The sequence below is a fragment of the Allobosea sp. LjRoot90 genome, from assembly GCF_964254315.1.
Taxonomy (GTDB): Bacteria; Pseudomonadota; Alphaproteobacteria; order Rhizobiales; family Beijerinckiaceae; genus Allobosea.
On the sequence record NZ_CAXUTF020000003.1, the window covers coordinates 608,667 to 623,181 of the forward strand.

The window sequence follows — 14,515 nt, forward strand, 5'->3', positions numbered from 1 at the left end:
GCAGAATTGTCGCCCGCCGTCTCGAAAATGCCTCAAGCGTCGCGTTGAAGCCCTCGACTCCCGCCAAGACAGGTTCAAGACCTCTGCCGATGATCTCATTCCGCCTCGCCGCCGGCGCCACGTTCGCCTCGCTCCTCGCTGTCGCCGCTCCGGCTCAGGCCGGCACGAGCGTAGTGGTCGACGCCTCGAGCGGCGCCGTGCTGTCGAGCGAGAGTCCGACCCAGGCCTGGCATCCGGCCTCCACCACCAAGATGATGACGCTCTATCTCGCGCTCAAGGCGGTACGCGAGGGCAGGATCGGGCTCGAGACCGCGATCCCCGCTTCGAAGCGGGCCGCCAGCCAGCCGCGCGTCAAGGTCTACATCAAGGCCGGCCAGGAGATCACGCTCGACAACGCCATGCGCATCATGATGGTGAAGTCGGCCAACGACATCGCCTATGTCATTGCCGAGGGCGTCGGCGGCGATGTCGAGACCTTTGTCTCGATGATGAACGCCGAGGCGCAGCGGCTCGGCATGCGCGACAGCCATTTCGTCAATCCGAACGGCTGGCACCATCCGGACCAGCAGACCAGCGCCCGCGACCTCGCCGTGCTCGCCATGGCGCTGATGAACGAGTTCAGCCAGTACTCCGATTACTGGAACACCGGTGCCGTCCAGCTCGGCAAGCAGGTGCTCAACAACACCAACGGTCTCGTCGGCCGCTATTACGGTATCAGCGGCATGAAGACCGGTTTTGTCTGCGCTTCCGGCTTCAACGTCGTCTCCACCGCGACACGTAACGGCCGCACCCTGATCGCCGTGGTCATGGGCGCGACCTCAGGCGCAGAGCGCACCGTCAAGGCGGCGCAGCTGCTCGACGATGGCTTCGGCAAATGGGGCGGCTTCGGCGGCAGCATCTCCAGCATGTCCTCCGGCAATGGCGGGCGCGCCTACAGCATCTGCGACAGCGTCCGCCGCGGCGGCCACGCGCTCGGCGACGACGCCGAGACGGCCGGACCGATCACCTTCACCAGCAGCAACTTCAGCCTCGGCGGCAATGCCGAAGGCACCTCGGACCGCTTCGCCGTAGCCGTTCCTCAAGGTGGCGCTTCCGGCTCGGTGCTGGGCCGCTCGCCCTCCGGCCGCATCACGCTCGGTCCGCGCGTCAAGTTCGAACCCCTCCAGGTCTCCTTCGGCCGCTCACCGGGCTCGGCCTCGGCACCACTCGCCGCCAATGCCGTGGGCAGGCCGAACACCCAGGTCGCACGCGAGACAATCCAGCCCGGCGCGCCGGTCGCGGCCGGGCTCGTCGCCGGCAGCCGCACCTTCTCCGGCAATGGCGCGATCCCGCCCTCCTCCTCCGCTTTCGCGCCGATCGCGCCGACGCCGGAGGAACGGCCTGCGGCAGCCGCGCTCGGCTCCGGCCCGATGCGCCTGCAGGGCGCGATCCAGCCCGGCGCCGCGACCCCGGCGAGCCTGCGCCCCGGCGCCGCGGCCGGCATCAAGGCTGCGAACAAGCCTGCCGCCAAGCCGCTGCTGACCAAGCCGACGTCGGACAAGGCAGCTCCGACCAAGGCCAAGCCGAGCCAGGCGCAGGCCAAGCCGCTCGCAAAGCCGCCGGTCCGGCCGGACGCGAAGCCGGCCGCCAAGCCCGACACTAATAAGCCCGACGCCTGACCCTGGCGCGCAGGTGCAAGAGCGCAGCGCCTCGTCGGCCCAGCATGGCCTCGCGCTGGCGCTTGCCTCCGCCGCCGCCTTCGGCACTAACATCGTCAGTGCCCAGCTCGCCGGCCATGCCGGGCTGAGCGGCCCGCTCATCGTCTTCTACCGGGTCTTCCTGATGCTGGCGCTCGTCGTTGGCGTCGCCGTGATCTGGCGCGCCAGCCTCGCCGTGCCGCGTCATCGCTGGTCGGCGCTCGCCCTCTTCGGCATCAGCACGGCTCTTACCGCCTGCGCCTATCTCTCCTCAGTCGCCTTTCTGCCGATCACGGTCGCGGCCGTAGTCTTCTATACCTTTCCCATCCTGATCGTGCTCACCGAGCCGCTTTTCACGCCCGCCCGCTTCAGCCTCGACCGGGTTGCGATCGCCCTTCTTGCCTTCGTCGGTGTCGCGATGGTGGTCGGGCCGGACTGGCATGGACTCGACCCGCGCGGGCTCGCACTCGCCTTGGGGGCCAGCGTGCTCGCGGCAGTGCAGTTCTTCTCGGCCGCGCGCTGCGGCGACACCGGAACTTTGCCCAAGCTGTTCTGGTCGCATCTCATCATCCTGCCAGTGACGCTGGCGATCCTCGTCCTCACCGGCCTGTTCCAGCCACCCTCTGCCTTGGCGCTCGCACCGATCGCAGTCGCGATCACGATCGGCGGTTATCTGATCGGCTTCCTGCTTCAGGTGCTGGCGCTGGCCCGCGTCGCGCCCGGCCCGGCGGCTCTCGCCTTCTGCGCCGAGCCGGTCTTCGCCGTGGCGATCGCCGCCGTCTTCCTCGGCGAGCGTGTCGGCTCGCTGCAATATGCCGGCGGCGCCCTTGTCGTCGCCGCGATCATCGCCAATGTAATACTGGAACAAAAGCGAACTCGCCGGCTGCCAGTGGCGGCCGCGCCAGGAACTTGAAGCGCATGTCCGAACGCCCCGCGCCGATCCCGCTGACGCTGCTGACCGGCTTCCTCGGCGCCGGCAAGACCACCTTGCTCAACCGTCTGCTCAAGGACCCTGCGCTCGCGGACACCGTGGTGCTGGTCAACGAGTTCGGCGAGATCGGTCTCGACCATCTCTTGGTCGAAGGCATCGAGGACGGCATGATCCTGCTCGCCTCGGGCTGCCTGTGCTGCACCATCCGCGACGACCTGATCGTCACGCTCGAGGACCTGCTGCGCCGGCTCGACAATGGCCGCACCGCCCCGTTCAAGCGTCTGGTGATCGAGACCACCGGCCTCGCCGACCCGGCGCCGGTCCTCAACGTGCTGATCAACCACCCCTATCTCGCCATGCGCTTCAAGCTCGACGGCGTCGTCACGCTGGTCGATGCGGTCAACGGCATGGCGACCCTCGATGCCCATCCTGAAGCGCTCCGGCAGGTGGTCGCCGCCGACCGGCTCGTGCTGACCAAGGCCGACATCGCGACCGACGCCCAAGCCGTCGACGCGCTGCGCAAGCGGCTCGGCGAGCTCAATCCCGGCATTGCGATCCTGACCCCCGATGCCCAGGCCGAGGCGCTCGTCGGCGCCGGCCTCTACGACATCGCCGAGCGCCCGGACGAGTTGCGCCGCTGGCTCGCCGCCGAAGCTCTAGGGGGTCACGACCATCACCACGATCATGGCGAGGCTCATGGCCATCACGGCAGCCACAACCATCATCACCACGACATCAACCGCCACGACGCCAGCATCCGCGCCTTCACGCTGACGGCCGAGACGCCGATCCGCGAGACGACCTTCGACCTGTTCTGGACCCTGCTGCGCTCGACCCATGGCGCGAAACTGCTGCGCCTGAAGGGGCTGGTCGCGCTCGCCGAGCATACCGAGGGACCGCTGCTGGTCCACGCCGTCCAGCAGATCCTGCACCCGCCGGTGCTGCTCCCCGCTTGGCCGGATGCTGACCATCGCTCCCGCCTCGTCCTGATCGTCAAGGATCTGGAGGAGGAAACGGTCGCCCGGCTCTGGTCCGCCTTCCTCGGCCGGCCCGTAGCTGCCCAGGCGCAGCCAGATCACCACCACCATCACGCCTGACCGGCCTGCCTCGCCCGGCCCGCTTCTTGGTTCGTCCCGCGCAGACCCCTGCGCCGTCCCGCGCCTGCGTGCCGATCCGGCACGAAAGCGCACCGAAGCAGGGCGAGCCGCGAAAGGGCTGCGCCATGCCGAACCTTGTCGCCCCTGCAATGCCAGCAGCACCCGAGCGGGCCCGCGCCGTCGAACCATCTGCTGACGGAAGCCCCCTCCGGCTCGAACGCCGCTCGCTCGCCGCCTGCGCCGCCATCGAAACCGAATGGCGCGACCTCGCCACCCGCGCCATCGAGGCAAATCCTTTCTTCGAGCCCGATTTCGCCTTGCCCGCCGCCCAGCATCTCGTCGATTTCCGCGACACGCCCGTGCTGCTGGTCTGGAGCGGCGCGGCCGCATCGCGGCGCCTGCTCGGCTTCGTCCCGGCCCGTCTCCAGCGCCGCCTGCTCGGTCATGACGAGCTGACCGGCTTGAGCAATCCTCGCCTCGGCATCGCCACACCGCTGGTTGATCGGGATCAGGCGGAACGCGTCATCGCCGCCCTGCTGCACGCCCCCGGCCGCTGGGGCCTCGCCAAGACGCAGAACCTCCAGCTGCACCGCCTCGATCTCGATGGCCCGTTCCTGCGCAGCGTGATGCGGGTCGCCCAGCACACCGGCCACGCCGCCTCGCTCGAACCGGCGCCGGATCCGGCGAGCATTATGGGCGCGCCAGATCTCACTTCTCTGCGCCACGGCCTGTCACGTCACGGCAAGCTCACCTTCGCCGAATCCGGCTCGCGCCAGGAGCTGCGCGACATGGTCGAGCTGCACCTGGCGCTCGAAGCCTCGGGCTCGCTGGCCCGCGCTGGCGCCGCCGCGCTTCAGGACATCCGCGAGAGCGCTTTCCTGCGCGCCATGACCCGCAATCTCGCCGGCTCGCATCGCTGCCGGGTCGGTTTGCTCAACCTCGACGACAAGCCGGTCGCCGGCGCGATCCTGATCGGCAAAGGCCCACGCCTCTGGCTCTATTCCGGCGCGGAGGATGATCGCTTCGCCAGCTTCGCGCCGCTGGCACAGCTCGTCACCTGGCTCGGCCGGCGCAGCCGTCAGCGCGAGATCGTCGGCGATGTCCCCGGCCCGCACGTTGTCACGGCGCCGCTGCGGCTCGGCGACATCCGGCTTTCTGTCACGACAGCCGCCTCCCGCCGCGCACCGCTCGTCATCCGGCGTCGCGCAGCAGCCGCCTGATGATCTTGCCGGTGGTGGTCATCGGCAATTCGCTGCGGAACTCGATCTCGCGCGGGTATTCATGCGCCGCCAGCCGGTCGCGCACGAAGCCCTGAATCTCCTTGATGAGCTGCGGCGAGGCCTCATAGCCGGACTTCGGCACGATGAAAGCCTTGACGATCTCGGTTCTGAGCGCGTCAGGCTTGCCGACCACCGCCGCGAGCGCCACCGCCGGATGGCGCAGCAGGCAATCCTCGATCTCGCTCGGCCCAATCCGGTAGCCAGACGAGGTAATGACGTCGTCGTCGCGGCCGACGAAGCGAATGTAACCCTCGCCATCCTGCGAACCCTGATCGCCCGTTGTCATCCAGTCGCCGATGAACTTGGCCTCAGTCGCCTCGGGCTTGCGCCAATAATGCAGGAACATCACCGGGTCGGGCCGGCGCACCGCGATCTGGCCCTCCTCCTCCGGCTCGCACACGCTGCCATCCGGCCGGATCACCGCGACCTCGTGGCCCGGCACCGCTTTGCCGATGAATCCGGGCTTGACCACGCCGATCGCGGCACAAGAGGCGAGCACGAGATTGCACTCGGTCTGGCCGTAGAACTCATTGATGGTGAGGCCGAGTTTTTCGCGGCCCCAGGCCAGCGTCTCGGCGCCGAGCGATTCTCCGCCCGAAGCGACCGTGCGTAGCTTGAGATCATAACGCCCGCGCGGGTTCTCCACCGCCCGCAGCATGCGCAGCGCCGTCGGCGGGATGAAGCAGTTTCGTACCCCGATATCGGCCATCAGCCGGAACGCCTCATCGGGATCGAACTTCGCCGCCGGCCGCGCCACGATCGGGACACCGTGATGCAGCGCCGGCAAGAGGTTGTTGAGCAGGCCGCCCGCCCAGGCCCAATCGGCCGGCGTCCAGAGCAGGTCGCCCGGCTGCGGCAGGAATTCATGCGGCATTTCCACCCCAGGCAGATGGCCGAGCATGACGCGATGGCCGTGCAACGCCCCCTTGGCGTTGCCGGTCGTGCCGGAGGTGTAGATCATCAGCGCCGGGTCGTCCGGCCCGCTGTCTACCGGCGCGAACTCCTCGCTTTCGGCTTCCAGCGCGCGGGCAAACCCCTCAGCTCGCCCATCCGCCCCGTCGACCGAGATCACCAGTTCGAGCTCCGGCAGCGGCTCGGCAATCTGGCCGAGCTTCGCGAGCCCGGCAGCGTTGGTGATCAGCGCCTTCGCCGCACTGTCCTGGAGTCGATAGGACAACGCATCAGCCCCGAACAGCGCCGCCAGCGGCACCGCGATGGCGCCGAGCTTATAGGCCGCCATATGCGCGATCGGCACATGCCGTCCCTGTGGCAGCAGGATCGCGACGCGGTCACCCTCCCCGACGCCGCGCCGGCGCAGCGCATTGGCCAGCCGGTTCGATTGCGCGCGCAATTCGCCATAGCTGACCTGCACGACCGACCAGTCGGGCTGCATTTCGAGGATCGCGACCTTGCCGGGCTCGGCTACGGCCCAGCGATCGCAGCAATCGACGCCGATATTGTAACGCTCCGGAATCCGCCAGCGGAAGGCAGCGCGCAGGCGCTCATAGTCGCGGATATCGGGAAGCATGCGGCAGGCCCTTGCTTAGAGCCGGATCCGATCAGATTGCATCAACCTGGTCGGTGAATCCGTCTCTCGCTTTTAGTTAGAGACCGTTTTTCCGATCAGCTTGCGGTGCAAGCTGATCGGAACGGGCTCTAGAGGGCCGGCACGATAGGCGAAGGCCAAACGCGTTGTCACCTTGGCCTAAAGTAAACCAGCGGCCGTTCAGAACGCCCGCTCGGCCTCCGCCGGCAGGAAGCCTTCGGCGAAGGCATTGCCAGCCTTCGCCTTGTCCTTGAACGGGAAGGTCAGCGCGATCTGATCGAGCGCCTTCTGCCAACGGACCTTGTCGATGCCACCGAAGCCGTTCGCCTTGACGTTCGGCGTCATTACATAGTGATCGAGCGCCATTCTGAGGCGCTGCATCTCGATCTCGGGGCGCGCACCCTCATTGCGCTGGAGCACGGCAGCGATCGCCGCATCGGGATCGGCGACCACATCCCGGACGCTGCGCGTGATCGCCCGCAGCAGGCCACGCACGGCCTGCGGCTTCTCCGCCAGCAGCTTCGGCGAGACGATCACGGCGTTGCCGTACAGCTCGACGCCATGATCGGCCATCAGCAGGGTGACGATGTCGTCGGCCGGCACGCCGCGCGCCTTCATGTTGACGACGGAGGTATGCGCGTAACCGAAGATCGCATCGACCTCGCCGGAAGCCAGCATCGGCTCGCGGACAGGAAAACCGATATTCTCGAGCTTGATCTTGGCATCGTCGATGCCGTTGACCTTCTTGAAGACAGGCCACTGCGCAAAGGCACCGTCGGCAGCCGGCGCGCCGAGCTTCTTGCCTTCCAGGCTCTTGGGATCAGTCGTGATGCCGCGGCTCTTGCGCCCGACGATCGCGAAAGGCGGCCGGTCATAGACCATCATCACCGCCTTGAGGTCGAGGCTGGGATTCTCGTCGCGGAAGCGGATCAGAGAATTCACATCGCCGAAGCCGGCGTCATAGCCACCGGTCGCGACCCGTGGAATGGCTTCGCGCGAACCTGTGCCGGCGTCGATCGTGACGAAGAGACCCTCGTCGCCGAAATAGCCCTTCTCCAGCGCAATGAGGAACAGCGCCGCCGGCCCCTCGAAGCGCCAGTCGAGCGTGAATTTGAGCTGCGTTGCGGCTGCGGCGGCCCCGGCAAATCCCGCCGACGCGGCCAGCGCGCCTCCGGCAAGAACGCGCCCGAAGCCGCGCCGCGACAACGGCACGTGAAACGGGGGGATCGCAGCGGACATGTCAGGCTCCGGAATGACGGCGGCCGATATGGGGCGGCAGCAACTCACGGACTCCGTTCCAGCAAACATCGTGCCGGAGAAGCATTCGCCTAGAAGGACCCAACTAGCCGGAAGGTCAAGCGGCAACAGGGCGAGAACACGGCGAAATCGCGGAAATGGTTACGTTTTTCTACGGCAGCGCTCCCAGAGTCACAGTGGCAGCGCCCCGTCCGTCTTGACCTCCTCCATCACCGCATAGGTGCGTGTCTCGCGCACGGCCGGCAGCGCCAGCAGGACCTCGCCGAGGAAGCGGCGATAGGCGTTCATGTCGGCGACCCGGGTCTTGACCAGATAGTCGAAGCCACCGGCGACCATATGGCATTCCAGCACCTCCGGCGCCCGCTTCACCGCCGCGGCGAAGCGCTCGAAGGCGTCGGGCGTCGTCTTGTCGAGATAGACCTCGACGAAAACCAGGAGATGCAGGCCGAGCTTCACCGGATCGAGCGTAGCGCGATAGCCGGTGATGAAGCCTTCGCGCGCCAGCCGCTTCAGCCGCTCACCCGTCGCCGTCGGCGACAGGCCGACCTTCTCTGCCAGCTCGACACCGGCGGCGCGGCCGTCGTTCTGGAGTAAGGCGAGCAGGCGCCGGTCGGTTCGATCGAGAACCGGATTATTCTCTGCCATCTGAAATTCCTGCAGGATTAATTGCGGCATAATCGCTGAAATCTCCATTGATATCCAGCCGGCTTGCGATGATTCTGCAGATCATCCCGCCGCCGAAATCCGGAGCTCTTTCCATGGCCGCCCCCGCCCCGCGACCTGCCGCCAGCACCGCGCCCGTCTTCCATGCTCCCTATGCCGAGGACGATGCCGCGATCGCAGGTCACCTGCTCTCCGGCGGACGGCGCGACCCGGCAGCCAAGGCTCGTATCGACGCGCGGGCGACCTCGCTGATCGATGCGATCCGCACCCGCAAGATCGGGCTCGGCGGTATCGAGGAATTGCTGCGCGAGTACTCGCTCTCGACCAAGGAAGGCCTCGCACTGATGGTGCTGGCCGAAGCCCTGCTGCGCGTGCCCGACGCCGCCACCGCCGACCGGCTGATCGAGGACAAGCTCGGCCAGGGCGACTTCGCCCATCACGAGTCCAAGTCCGACGCCTTCCTGATCTCAGCCTCGTCCTGGGCGCTCGGCATCACCGCCCGCATCATCCAGCCGGGCGAAACCCCGACCAGCATCATCGGCAGCCTCTCCAAGCGCCTCGGCGTGCCCGCTGTTCGCACCGCGACGCGTCAGGCCATGCGCGTCATGGGCAACCATTTCGTGCTCGGCCAGACCATCGAGGAGGCACTGAAGCGCGCCCGCTCCGGCTCCGGTAAGCTCTACCGCTACTCCTTCGACATGCTCGGCGAAGGCGCCCGCACGCAAGCCGACGCCGACCGCTATTACGCCTCCTACGCCGACGCGATCGACGCCATCGGCCGCTCGGCCGGCAATGACAAGCTGCCGAACCGGCCCGGGATCTCGGTCAAGCTCTCGGCGCTGCACCCGCGCTATGAGGCGACCAACCGCGAGCGCGTGCTGGCCGAGCTCACCCCGAAGGTCGTCGAGCTCGCCCGCCAGGCCAAGAAATACGACCTCAACTTCACTGTCGACGCCGAGGAGGCCGACCGGCTCGAGCTCTCGCTCGACGTCATCGCCGCTGTCATGGCCGATCCCTCGCTCGCCAGCTGGGACGGTTTCGGCCTTGCCATCCAGGCCTATCAGAAGCGTGCCGCCGCGGTGATCGACCAGATCGCCGCGTTGGCCGAGACCTACGACCGCCGGCTGATGGTCCGCCTGGTCAAGGGCGCCTATTGGGACACCGAGCTGAAGCGCGCCCAGGAGCGTGGCCTGCCCGACTATCCGGTCTTCACCCGCAAGGCGATGACCGACCTGAATTACGAGGCCTGCGCGAAGCAGCTCCTCGCCTTGCGGCCGCGCATCATTCCCCAGTTCGCCACCCATAATGCGCTGACCGTCGCGACCGTCGCCGAGATGGCCGGCGGCACCGAGCACTATGAGTTCCAGCGCCTGCACGGCATGGGCGAAGCGCTCTATGAGCGCCTGCTGCAGGAGGATTCCGGCTTCGCCTGCCGCACCTATGCGCCGGTCGGCGGTCACCAGGACCTGCTCGCCTATCTCGTTCGCCGCCTGCTCGAGAACGGCGCCAACTCCTCCTTCGTCGCGGTCTCCGGCGATCCCGACGTACCGGTCGCCCAGCTCTTGGTGCCGCCGGCCGACCTGATCGGCACGCCGAGCGCCGCCCGCCATCGCCGCATCCCGCTGCCGGCCGAGCTCTTCGGACCATCGCGCCGCAACTCCGCCGGCGTCGAGCTCGGCGACGCGGAGAGCCTCGCGACCCTGCTCACCGAGATCCACGCCGCCGCGGCCAAGCCCGTGCCCGACGCCGCGCCGCTGATCGACGGCAAGCCCGGCTCCGGCACCACCCGCGACGTGCTCTCGCCGATCGACGGCAAGCCGGTCGGCCGCGTCACCGAAGGCGATGCCGCCAGCGCCGAGAAGGCGATGGCCGCCGCCAAAGCCGGCTTCCACGCCTGGAACGCGACGCCCGCTCGCAACCGCGCCGCCTCGCTCCGTCAGGCCGCCGACCTGATGGAAGCGCGCCGCGGCCCGATCCTGGCGTTGCTCCAGTCCGAGGCCGGCAAGACGCTGGACGACGCCATCGCCGAACTGCGCGAAGCCGTCGACTTCCTGCGCTATTACGCTGCAGAGGCGGAAGCCAAGTTCGCCGTGCCGACCGCGCTGCCGGGCCCGACCGGCGAGGAGAACCGGCTGATCCTGCGCGGCCGCGGCCCGTTCATCTGCATCGCGCCGTGGAACTTCCCGCTCGCGATCTTCGTCGGCCAGGTCGCCGCTGCGCTGGTCGCCGGCAACAGCGTCGTCGCCAAGCCGGCGCCGCAGACCCCGCTGATCGCCGCGCTCGCGGTGCGCCTGCTCCACGAGGCCGGCATCCCCAAGACCGCGCTGCATTTCGCTCCCGGCGACGGCAAGCTCGGCGCTGCCCTCGTCGCGCACAGGCACGTCGCCGGCGTCGCCTTTACCGGCTCGACCGCGACCGCCCGCGCCATCAACCGGGCGCTTGCCGCCAAGGACGGGCCGATCGTCCCGCTGATCGCCGAGACCGGCGGCCTCAACGCCATGATCGTCGACGCGACTGCGCTGGCGGAGCAGGTCGCCGACGACGTCGTCCTCTCCGCCTTCCGCTCGGCCGGCCAGCGCTGCTCGGCGCTGCGCCTGCTCGTCGTGCAGGAGGACGTCGCCGACAAGATGGTCGAGATGATCGAGGGCGCTGCCCGCGAGCTCACCTTGGGCGACCCCCGTGAGATCGAGACCCATGTCGGCCCGGTGATCGACGCCGCCGCCAAGGAGCGCCTCGACGGCCACATCGCCGCGATGCGCGCGGCCGGCCGCGTCGCCTTCGCGGGCGAAACGCCTGCACTGCCCGGCACCTTCGTCGCTCCGCACATCATCAGGCTCGACACGGTCGCGGACCTCACAGCCGAGCATTTCGGCCCGGTGCTGCATGTCGTGCGCTGGAAGGCGGGCCAGCTCGACAAGGTCCTCGCCGAGATCGAGGCGACCGGCTACGGCCTGACCTTCGGGCTGCATTCGCGGATCGAGACGACGGTCGAGCTGGTCATCGACCGGCTCTCGACCGGCAACATCTATGTCAACCGCAACATGATCGGCGCGGTCGTCGGCGTGCAGCCCTTCGGCGGCCACGGGCTGTCGGGCACCGGCCCCAAGGCCGGCGGCCCGAACTATCTGCCCCGCTTCGCCACCGAGCAGACGGTGACGATCAACACCGCGGCGGCGGGCGGCAATGCTTCGCTGATCGCGATGGGGGAGTGAGCCTGAGCGTCATGCTCGGGCTTGACCCGAGCATCTCGGCCCGGAGAAAGCGCTGGTCAGTGCCAGCTGGTCCTGAGATTCTCGGGTCTGCGCTTTGCTCCGCCCGAGAATGACGGTGCCCTCAATAGCCGCGCGCCGGGCGCAGCGGCCGGCAGCCGCGCCGGTCGCAGGTGCTTTCCCAGACCCGGCCGTCCGGCGCGATGCAGCGGCTGGCATTGCAGTCGAAGCCCCCGCCGCCGCCATAGCCGCTGCGCCCGCCACCATAGCCGCCGCGATCATAGGTCTGGCCGGCATAGGGATTGTCGTCATAGCGCCGGCGGCGCGGCCGATCGTCGTCATAGCCGCCGCCATAGCCGGGCTGCGGGCCGCCGACGCGGCCGACCGGGCCGCTGCTCTGCCGGCAGCCATAGCGATCGCAGGTCGACTGGGTGTAGATGCCGGTGCGCGGATCGATGCAGCTCTGCGGCGAGCATTGCAATTGCACCTGCACGATCGGAGCTTGCGCCTGCAGCGGCAAAGCCGGCATGGCGAAGGCGGCGCCGGTCAGGCCGGCGAAGGCACAGGCGGCGAGAATGAGAGAGCGCATCGAAAGGTCCTCCGTTTCGAGCATCCTGCACCAGCCAACCTAAACGGTTGCTGACCGGCATTGCCAGCCTTCCGTTCAGGAAACTGGCCGGGCGCCGCCTTACTCAGCTCGCCTTCGCCACCGCCTGGCGCAGCCGCGCGATCGCCTCGTCGGCACCGGCCTTGACCTGGATGTCCAGCGAGCCGGAATCCTGCTCGATGCGGGCGATCAGGGCCTCGACGCTGAGCACCTCGCCGGCGGCGACGAGCTTCAGCACCGCATTCGACAGCACGTTCGGCCAGAAGGCCGCGCCGCCCTTGGCCAGGCCCTTGGCCTTGCGGCCCTCGAATTCCTTGGCGAGCTGTTCGGGGGTCTTCTTGGCCATGGCAGGGTTTTTCCGTGAATCGCGATTGAAGGCGAGCTTATAGCAGCCTGCCGGCAAAGAGCGCGCGGAACCTCGCCCCAACCTTCTCCCGGATGGGAGAAGGTGGCGCGGAGCGCCGGATGAGGGCCTGCGCTATCCGCAGAAGGCCGCAGCGGCTCCGTTGCACCCTGACAATAAGCGGCGGGCCCTCATCCCTGCCCTTCTCCACTGATCTCGGGTCTACCCGAGATCAGCACTCAAAGTGGTCGAAGTCGGGTAGACCCGACTTCGACGCGGGAGAAGGGTTCCCCGCGCTCATCCTTCTATCGCTCGCTCCCCATCCCGGGGATCGCCTCGAGCTGCGCCTTGTGCTGCGCGATCCGCCGCTCCGCCTCGGGCCAGGCTTGCCTGCCGTCGACGCCGGACAGGCGCAGGCGGATCGCCTCGCGGAAGGTCGCGCGCTGCTCGTCGGAGAAAGCGGTCGAGATGAACTCGCCGGCGCACTGGTCGCCATTCGGCCCGGTGCAGGCTTTTGCCCGCCGGCAGTCCTTGCGGCCGCAGAGGCGCCAGAGCTCCCAGATCGTCGCGATCTGGCGCAGCATGATCGGCCGCTCGCGCTGGAAGCGCTCGAATTCCTCGCGGGTCGCGCCGCGGTGGTCGGGATTGCGGGGCATGGGGGCTCCTTTCGACACGCGCGTCATGCTCGGGCTTGACCCGAGCATCTCAGGCAGAAGGGGGCTCTAATCCGCGCCTGCTGGTCCTGAGATTCTCGGGTCTGCGCTGCGCTTCGCCCGAGAATGACGCATGGGGTTTCCCGCCCGCAGGCTGATCCTGCGGGCGTTGTCACAATCGAGGGGCAGCGGAGCGCCGCGAGGCGCGTTTGGTATTCCGCTTCCATTGAGCCAGGAAGCGGCGCGAAGGGATTGAGCCACCCTCCGCACGCCCCGTGGCGCTCCGCCATCGGCGATTTTAAAGCCCCGGGCCGCGCTTCATTCGGATGCACCGCCGATCCCGCCCGCCGCCTTCGCCAGTTCCCCTCATCGGGTCGTCGCGTCGGCGTTCGAGCAGTTGATCATCGGCGAGCCGTCCAGCTAGCGAGCTCCTCGCGCAGGGGCCGTAGTACCCCCAGGTCGGTTCCCGAAGCCTCCCGGGAGCGAGGCGCAACCCTCGCCCGCAGGCGCCGCACCCACCCCGCCAAACGACATGCCTCCGGATGGCCGCCCCTCGGGGATGGGATACGCGGGAGTATACGGCGGATGGAGAGGGCGGGGATAAATCACCATCCTGTCCCCGCATCGCCCTCCCCGTCATGGTCGGGCTTGTCCCGACCATCCACGTCTTGCGACGTCGAAGGCAGGTGAAACAGGCACAGAATGCCCCGAACGGGCGCACCCACTCCGTCTCCGCAGTGCCCAGTCGAACCGCCGCAAAGACGTGGATGGTCGCCACAAGGGCGACCATGACGGGAGAGGCATTCGCGCCCTTGCCGGTGACCGGACCGCCCGCCATTCTGCCGGCATGAAGCGCAAGGGCGGCTGGGTCTACATCATGACCAACCGGCCGAACGGCACGCTCTATCTCGGCGTGACGAGCGATCTGGCGCGCCGCGTCCACGAGCATCGCGAGGGGCTGACCGACGGCTTCACCAAAATCCACGGCCTCAAGCGGCTCGTCTGGTATGAATGGCATGACGAGATCGAGGCTGCGATCCAGCGCGAGACCTCGATGAAGCGCTGGTACCGCGCCTGGAAGACCCGCACCATCATGGTGCGCAATCCGGACTGGAACGACCTCTACGACGAACTGGCGTGATTGCACCGAGCGCTATCCTATCCTCCTCCCGTCATGGTCGGGCTTGTCCCGACCATCCACGTCTTGCCACGCCGATGGCAGGCGAGCGGCTAGCAAATGCCAAACACCCAGC

General features: G+C 68.1%; 12 protein-coding genes. 6 read left to right on the plus strand and 6 right to left on the minus strand.

What is annotated here, in order from left to right:
* Positions 1-89 precede the first annotated feature (89 nt).
* The 4 genes from ACSQ3M_RS15085 (at position 90) to ACSQ3M_RS15100 (ending at position 4,924) form a co-directional block, all read left to right on the plus strand.
* Entirely contained in the window at positions 90-1,658 is a 1,569-nt protein-coding gene (locus tag ACSQ3M_RS15085; protein WP_436150879.1) for a serine hydrolase, read from the plus strand.
* A gap of 13 nt (positions 1,659-1,671) precedes the next feature.
* A complete protein-coding gene (locus tag ACSQ3M_RS15090; RefSeq protein ID WP_436150880.1) occupies positions 1,672-2,589 on the plus strand; it encodes a DMT family transporter in 918 nt (305 codons plus the stop codon).
* 5 nt (positions 2,590-2,594) lie between these two features.
* Positions 2,595-3,704 (plus strand): CobW family GTP-binding protein, encoded by a 1,110-nt coding sequence (locus ACSQ3M_RS15095; RefSeq protein ID WP_436150881.1) that lies wholly within the window; start codon positions 2,595-2,597, stop codon positions 3,702-3,704.
* A 125-nt stretch (positions 3,705-3,829) separates the two neighbouring features.
* On the plus strand, positions 3,830-4,924 hold the full coding sequence (locus ACSQ3M_RS15100; protein ID WP_436150882.1) for a GNAT family N-acetyltransferase: 1,095 nt from the start codon (positions 3,830-3,832) through the stop codon (positions 4,922-4,924).
* Here the strand turns inward: ACSQ3M_RS15100 and ACSQ3M_RS15105 are convergent.
* The 3 genes from ACSQ3M_RS15105 to ACSQ3M_RS15115 form a co-directional block, all read right to left on the minus strand.
* The gene (locus ACSQ3M_RS15105; RefSeq protein WP_436150883.1) at positions 4,896-6,512 is read right to left on the minus strand and encodes an acyl-CoA synthetase; all 1,617 of its coding nucleotides are present in this window, start codon (positions 6,510-6,512) and stop codon (positions 4,896-4,898) included. The two genes, ACSQ3M_RS15100 and ACSQ3M_RS15105, sit on opposite strands and share 29 nt — an antisense overlap.
* 198 nt (positions 6,513-6,710) lie before the next feature.
* Positions 6,711-7,769, minus strand: a complete 1,059-nt coding sequence (locus ACSQ3M_RS15110; protein ID WP_436150884.1) for an ABC transporter substrate-binding protein — start codon at positions 7,767-7,769, stop codon at positions 6,711-6,713.
* 189 nt (positions 7,770-7,958) lie between these two features.
* Positions 7,959-8,432 (minus strand): Lrp/AsnC ligand binding domain-containing protein, encoded by a 474-nt coding sequence (locus ACSQ3M_RS15115; protein ID WP_152012054.1) that lies wholly within the window; start codon positions 8,430-8,432, stop codon positions 7,959-7,961.
* Between the two features lie 113 nt (positions 8,433-8,545).
* On the opposite strand from ACSQ3M_RS15115, the gene putA reads away from it, so the two are divergent.
* Positions 8,546-11,662, plus strand: coding sequence for a bifunctional proline dehydrogenase/L-glutamate gamma-semialdehyde dehydrogenase PutA (gene putA / locus ACSQ3M_RS15120; protein ID WP_436150885.1), 3,117 nt, complete (start codon positions 8,546-8,548; stop codon positions 11,660-11,662).
* A gap of 121 nt (positions 11,663-11,783) precedes the next feature.
* Here the strand turns inward: putA and ACSQ3M_RS15125 are convergent, their stop codons facing one another.
* The 3 genes from ACSQ3M_RS15125 to ACSQ3M_RS15135 form a co-directional block, all read right to left on the minus strand.
* Complete coding sequence (locus tag ACSQ3M_RS15125; RefSeq protein WP_436150886.1) at positions 11,784-12,248, minus strand: hypothetical protein; 465 nt, start codon at positions 12,246-12,248, stop codon at positions 11,784-11,786.
* A 103-nt stretch (positions 12,249-12,351) separates the two neighbouring features.
* Positions 12,352-12,612 carry a hypothetical protein gene (locus ACSQ3M_RS15130; protein ID WP_436150887.1) on the minus strand — a complete coding sequence of 87 codons (261 nt, stop codon included), beginning with the start codon at positions 12,610-12,612 and terminating at the stop codon, positions 12,352-12,354.
* Positions 12,613-12,914: 302 nt separating this feature from the next.
* A complete protein-coding gene (locus ACSQ3M_RS15135) occupies positions 12,915-13,265 on the minus strand; it encodes a hypothetical protein (protein ID WP_436150888.1) in 351 nt (116 codons plus the stop codon).
* 760 nt (positions 13,266-14,025) lie between these two features.
* On the opposite strand from ACSQ3M_RS15135, the gene ACSQ3M_RS15140 reads away from it, so the two are divergent.
* Complete coding sequence (locus tag ACSQ3M_RS15140) at positions 14,026-14,403, plus strand: GIY-YIG nuclease family protein (RefSeq protein WP_436150889.1); 378 nt, start codon at positions 14,026-14,028, stop codon at positions 14,401-14,403.
* The last annotated feature ends 112 nt before the right edge of the window (positions 14,404-14,515 follow it).

Excerpts from the sequence above, each read along its gene's own strand:
- ACSQ3M_RS15085 (WP_436150879.1), top strand. The coding sequence starts at position 90 with ATGATCTCATTCCGCCTCGCCGCCGGCGCCACGTTCGCCTCGCTCCTC.
- ACSQ3M_RS15095 (WP_436150881.1), top strand. The coding sequence starts at position 2,595 with ATGTCCGAACGCCCCGCGCCGATCCCGCTGACGCTGCTGACCGGCTTC.
- ACSQ3M_RS15100 (WP_436150882.1), top strand. The coding sequence starts at position 3,830 with ATGCCGAACCTTGTCGCCCCTGCAATGCCAGCAGCACCCGAGCGGGCC.
- ACSQ3M_RS15105 (WP_436150883.1), bottom strand. The coding sequence starts at position 6,512 with ATGCTTCCCGATATCCGCGACTATGAGCGCCTGCGCGCTGCCTTCCGC.
- ACSQ3M_RS15110 (WP_436150884.1), bottom strand. The coding sequence starts at position 7,769 with ATGTCCGCTGCGATCCCCCCGTTTCACGTGCCGTTGTCGCGGCGCGGC.
- ACSQ3M_RS15115 (WP_152012054.1), bottom strand. The coding sequence starts at position 8,432 with ATGGCAGAGAATAATCCGGTTCTCGATCGAACCGACCGGCGCCTGCTC.
- putA (WP_436150885.1), top strand. The coding sequence starts at position 8,546 with ATGGCCGCCCCCGCCCCGCGACCTGCCGCCAGCACCGCGCCCGTCTTC.
- ACSQ3M_RS15125 (WP_436150886.1), bottom strand. The coding sequence starts at position 12,248 with ATGCGCTCTCTCATTCTCGCCGCCTGTGCCTTCGCCGGCCTGACCGGC.
- ACSQ3M_RS15130 (WP_436150887.1), bottom strand. The coding sequence starts at position 12,612 with ATGGCCAAGAAGACCCCCGAACAGCTCGCCAAGGAATTCGAGGGCCGC.
- ACSQ3M_RS15135 (WP_436150888.1), bottom strand. The coding sequence starts at position 13,265 with ATGCCCCGCAATCCCGACCACCGCGGCGCGACCCGCGAGGAATTCGAG.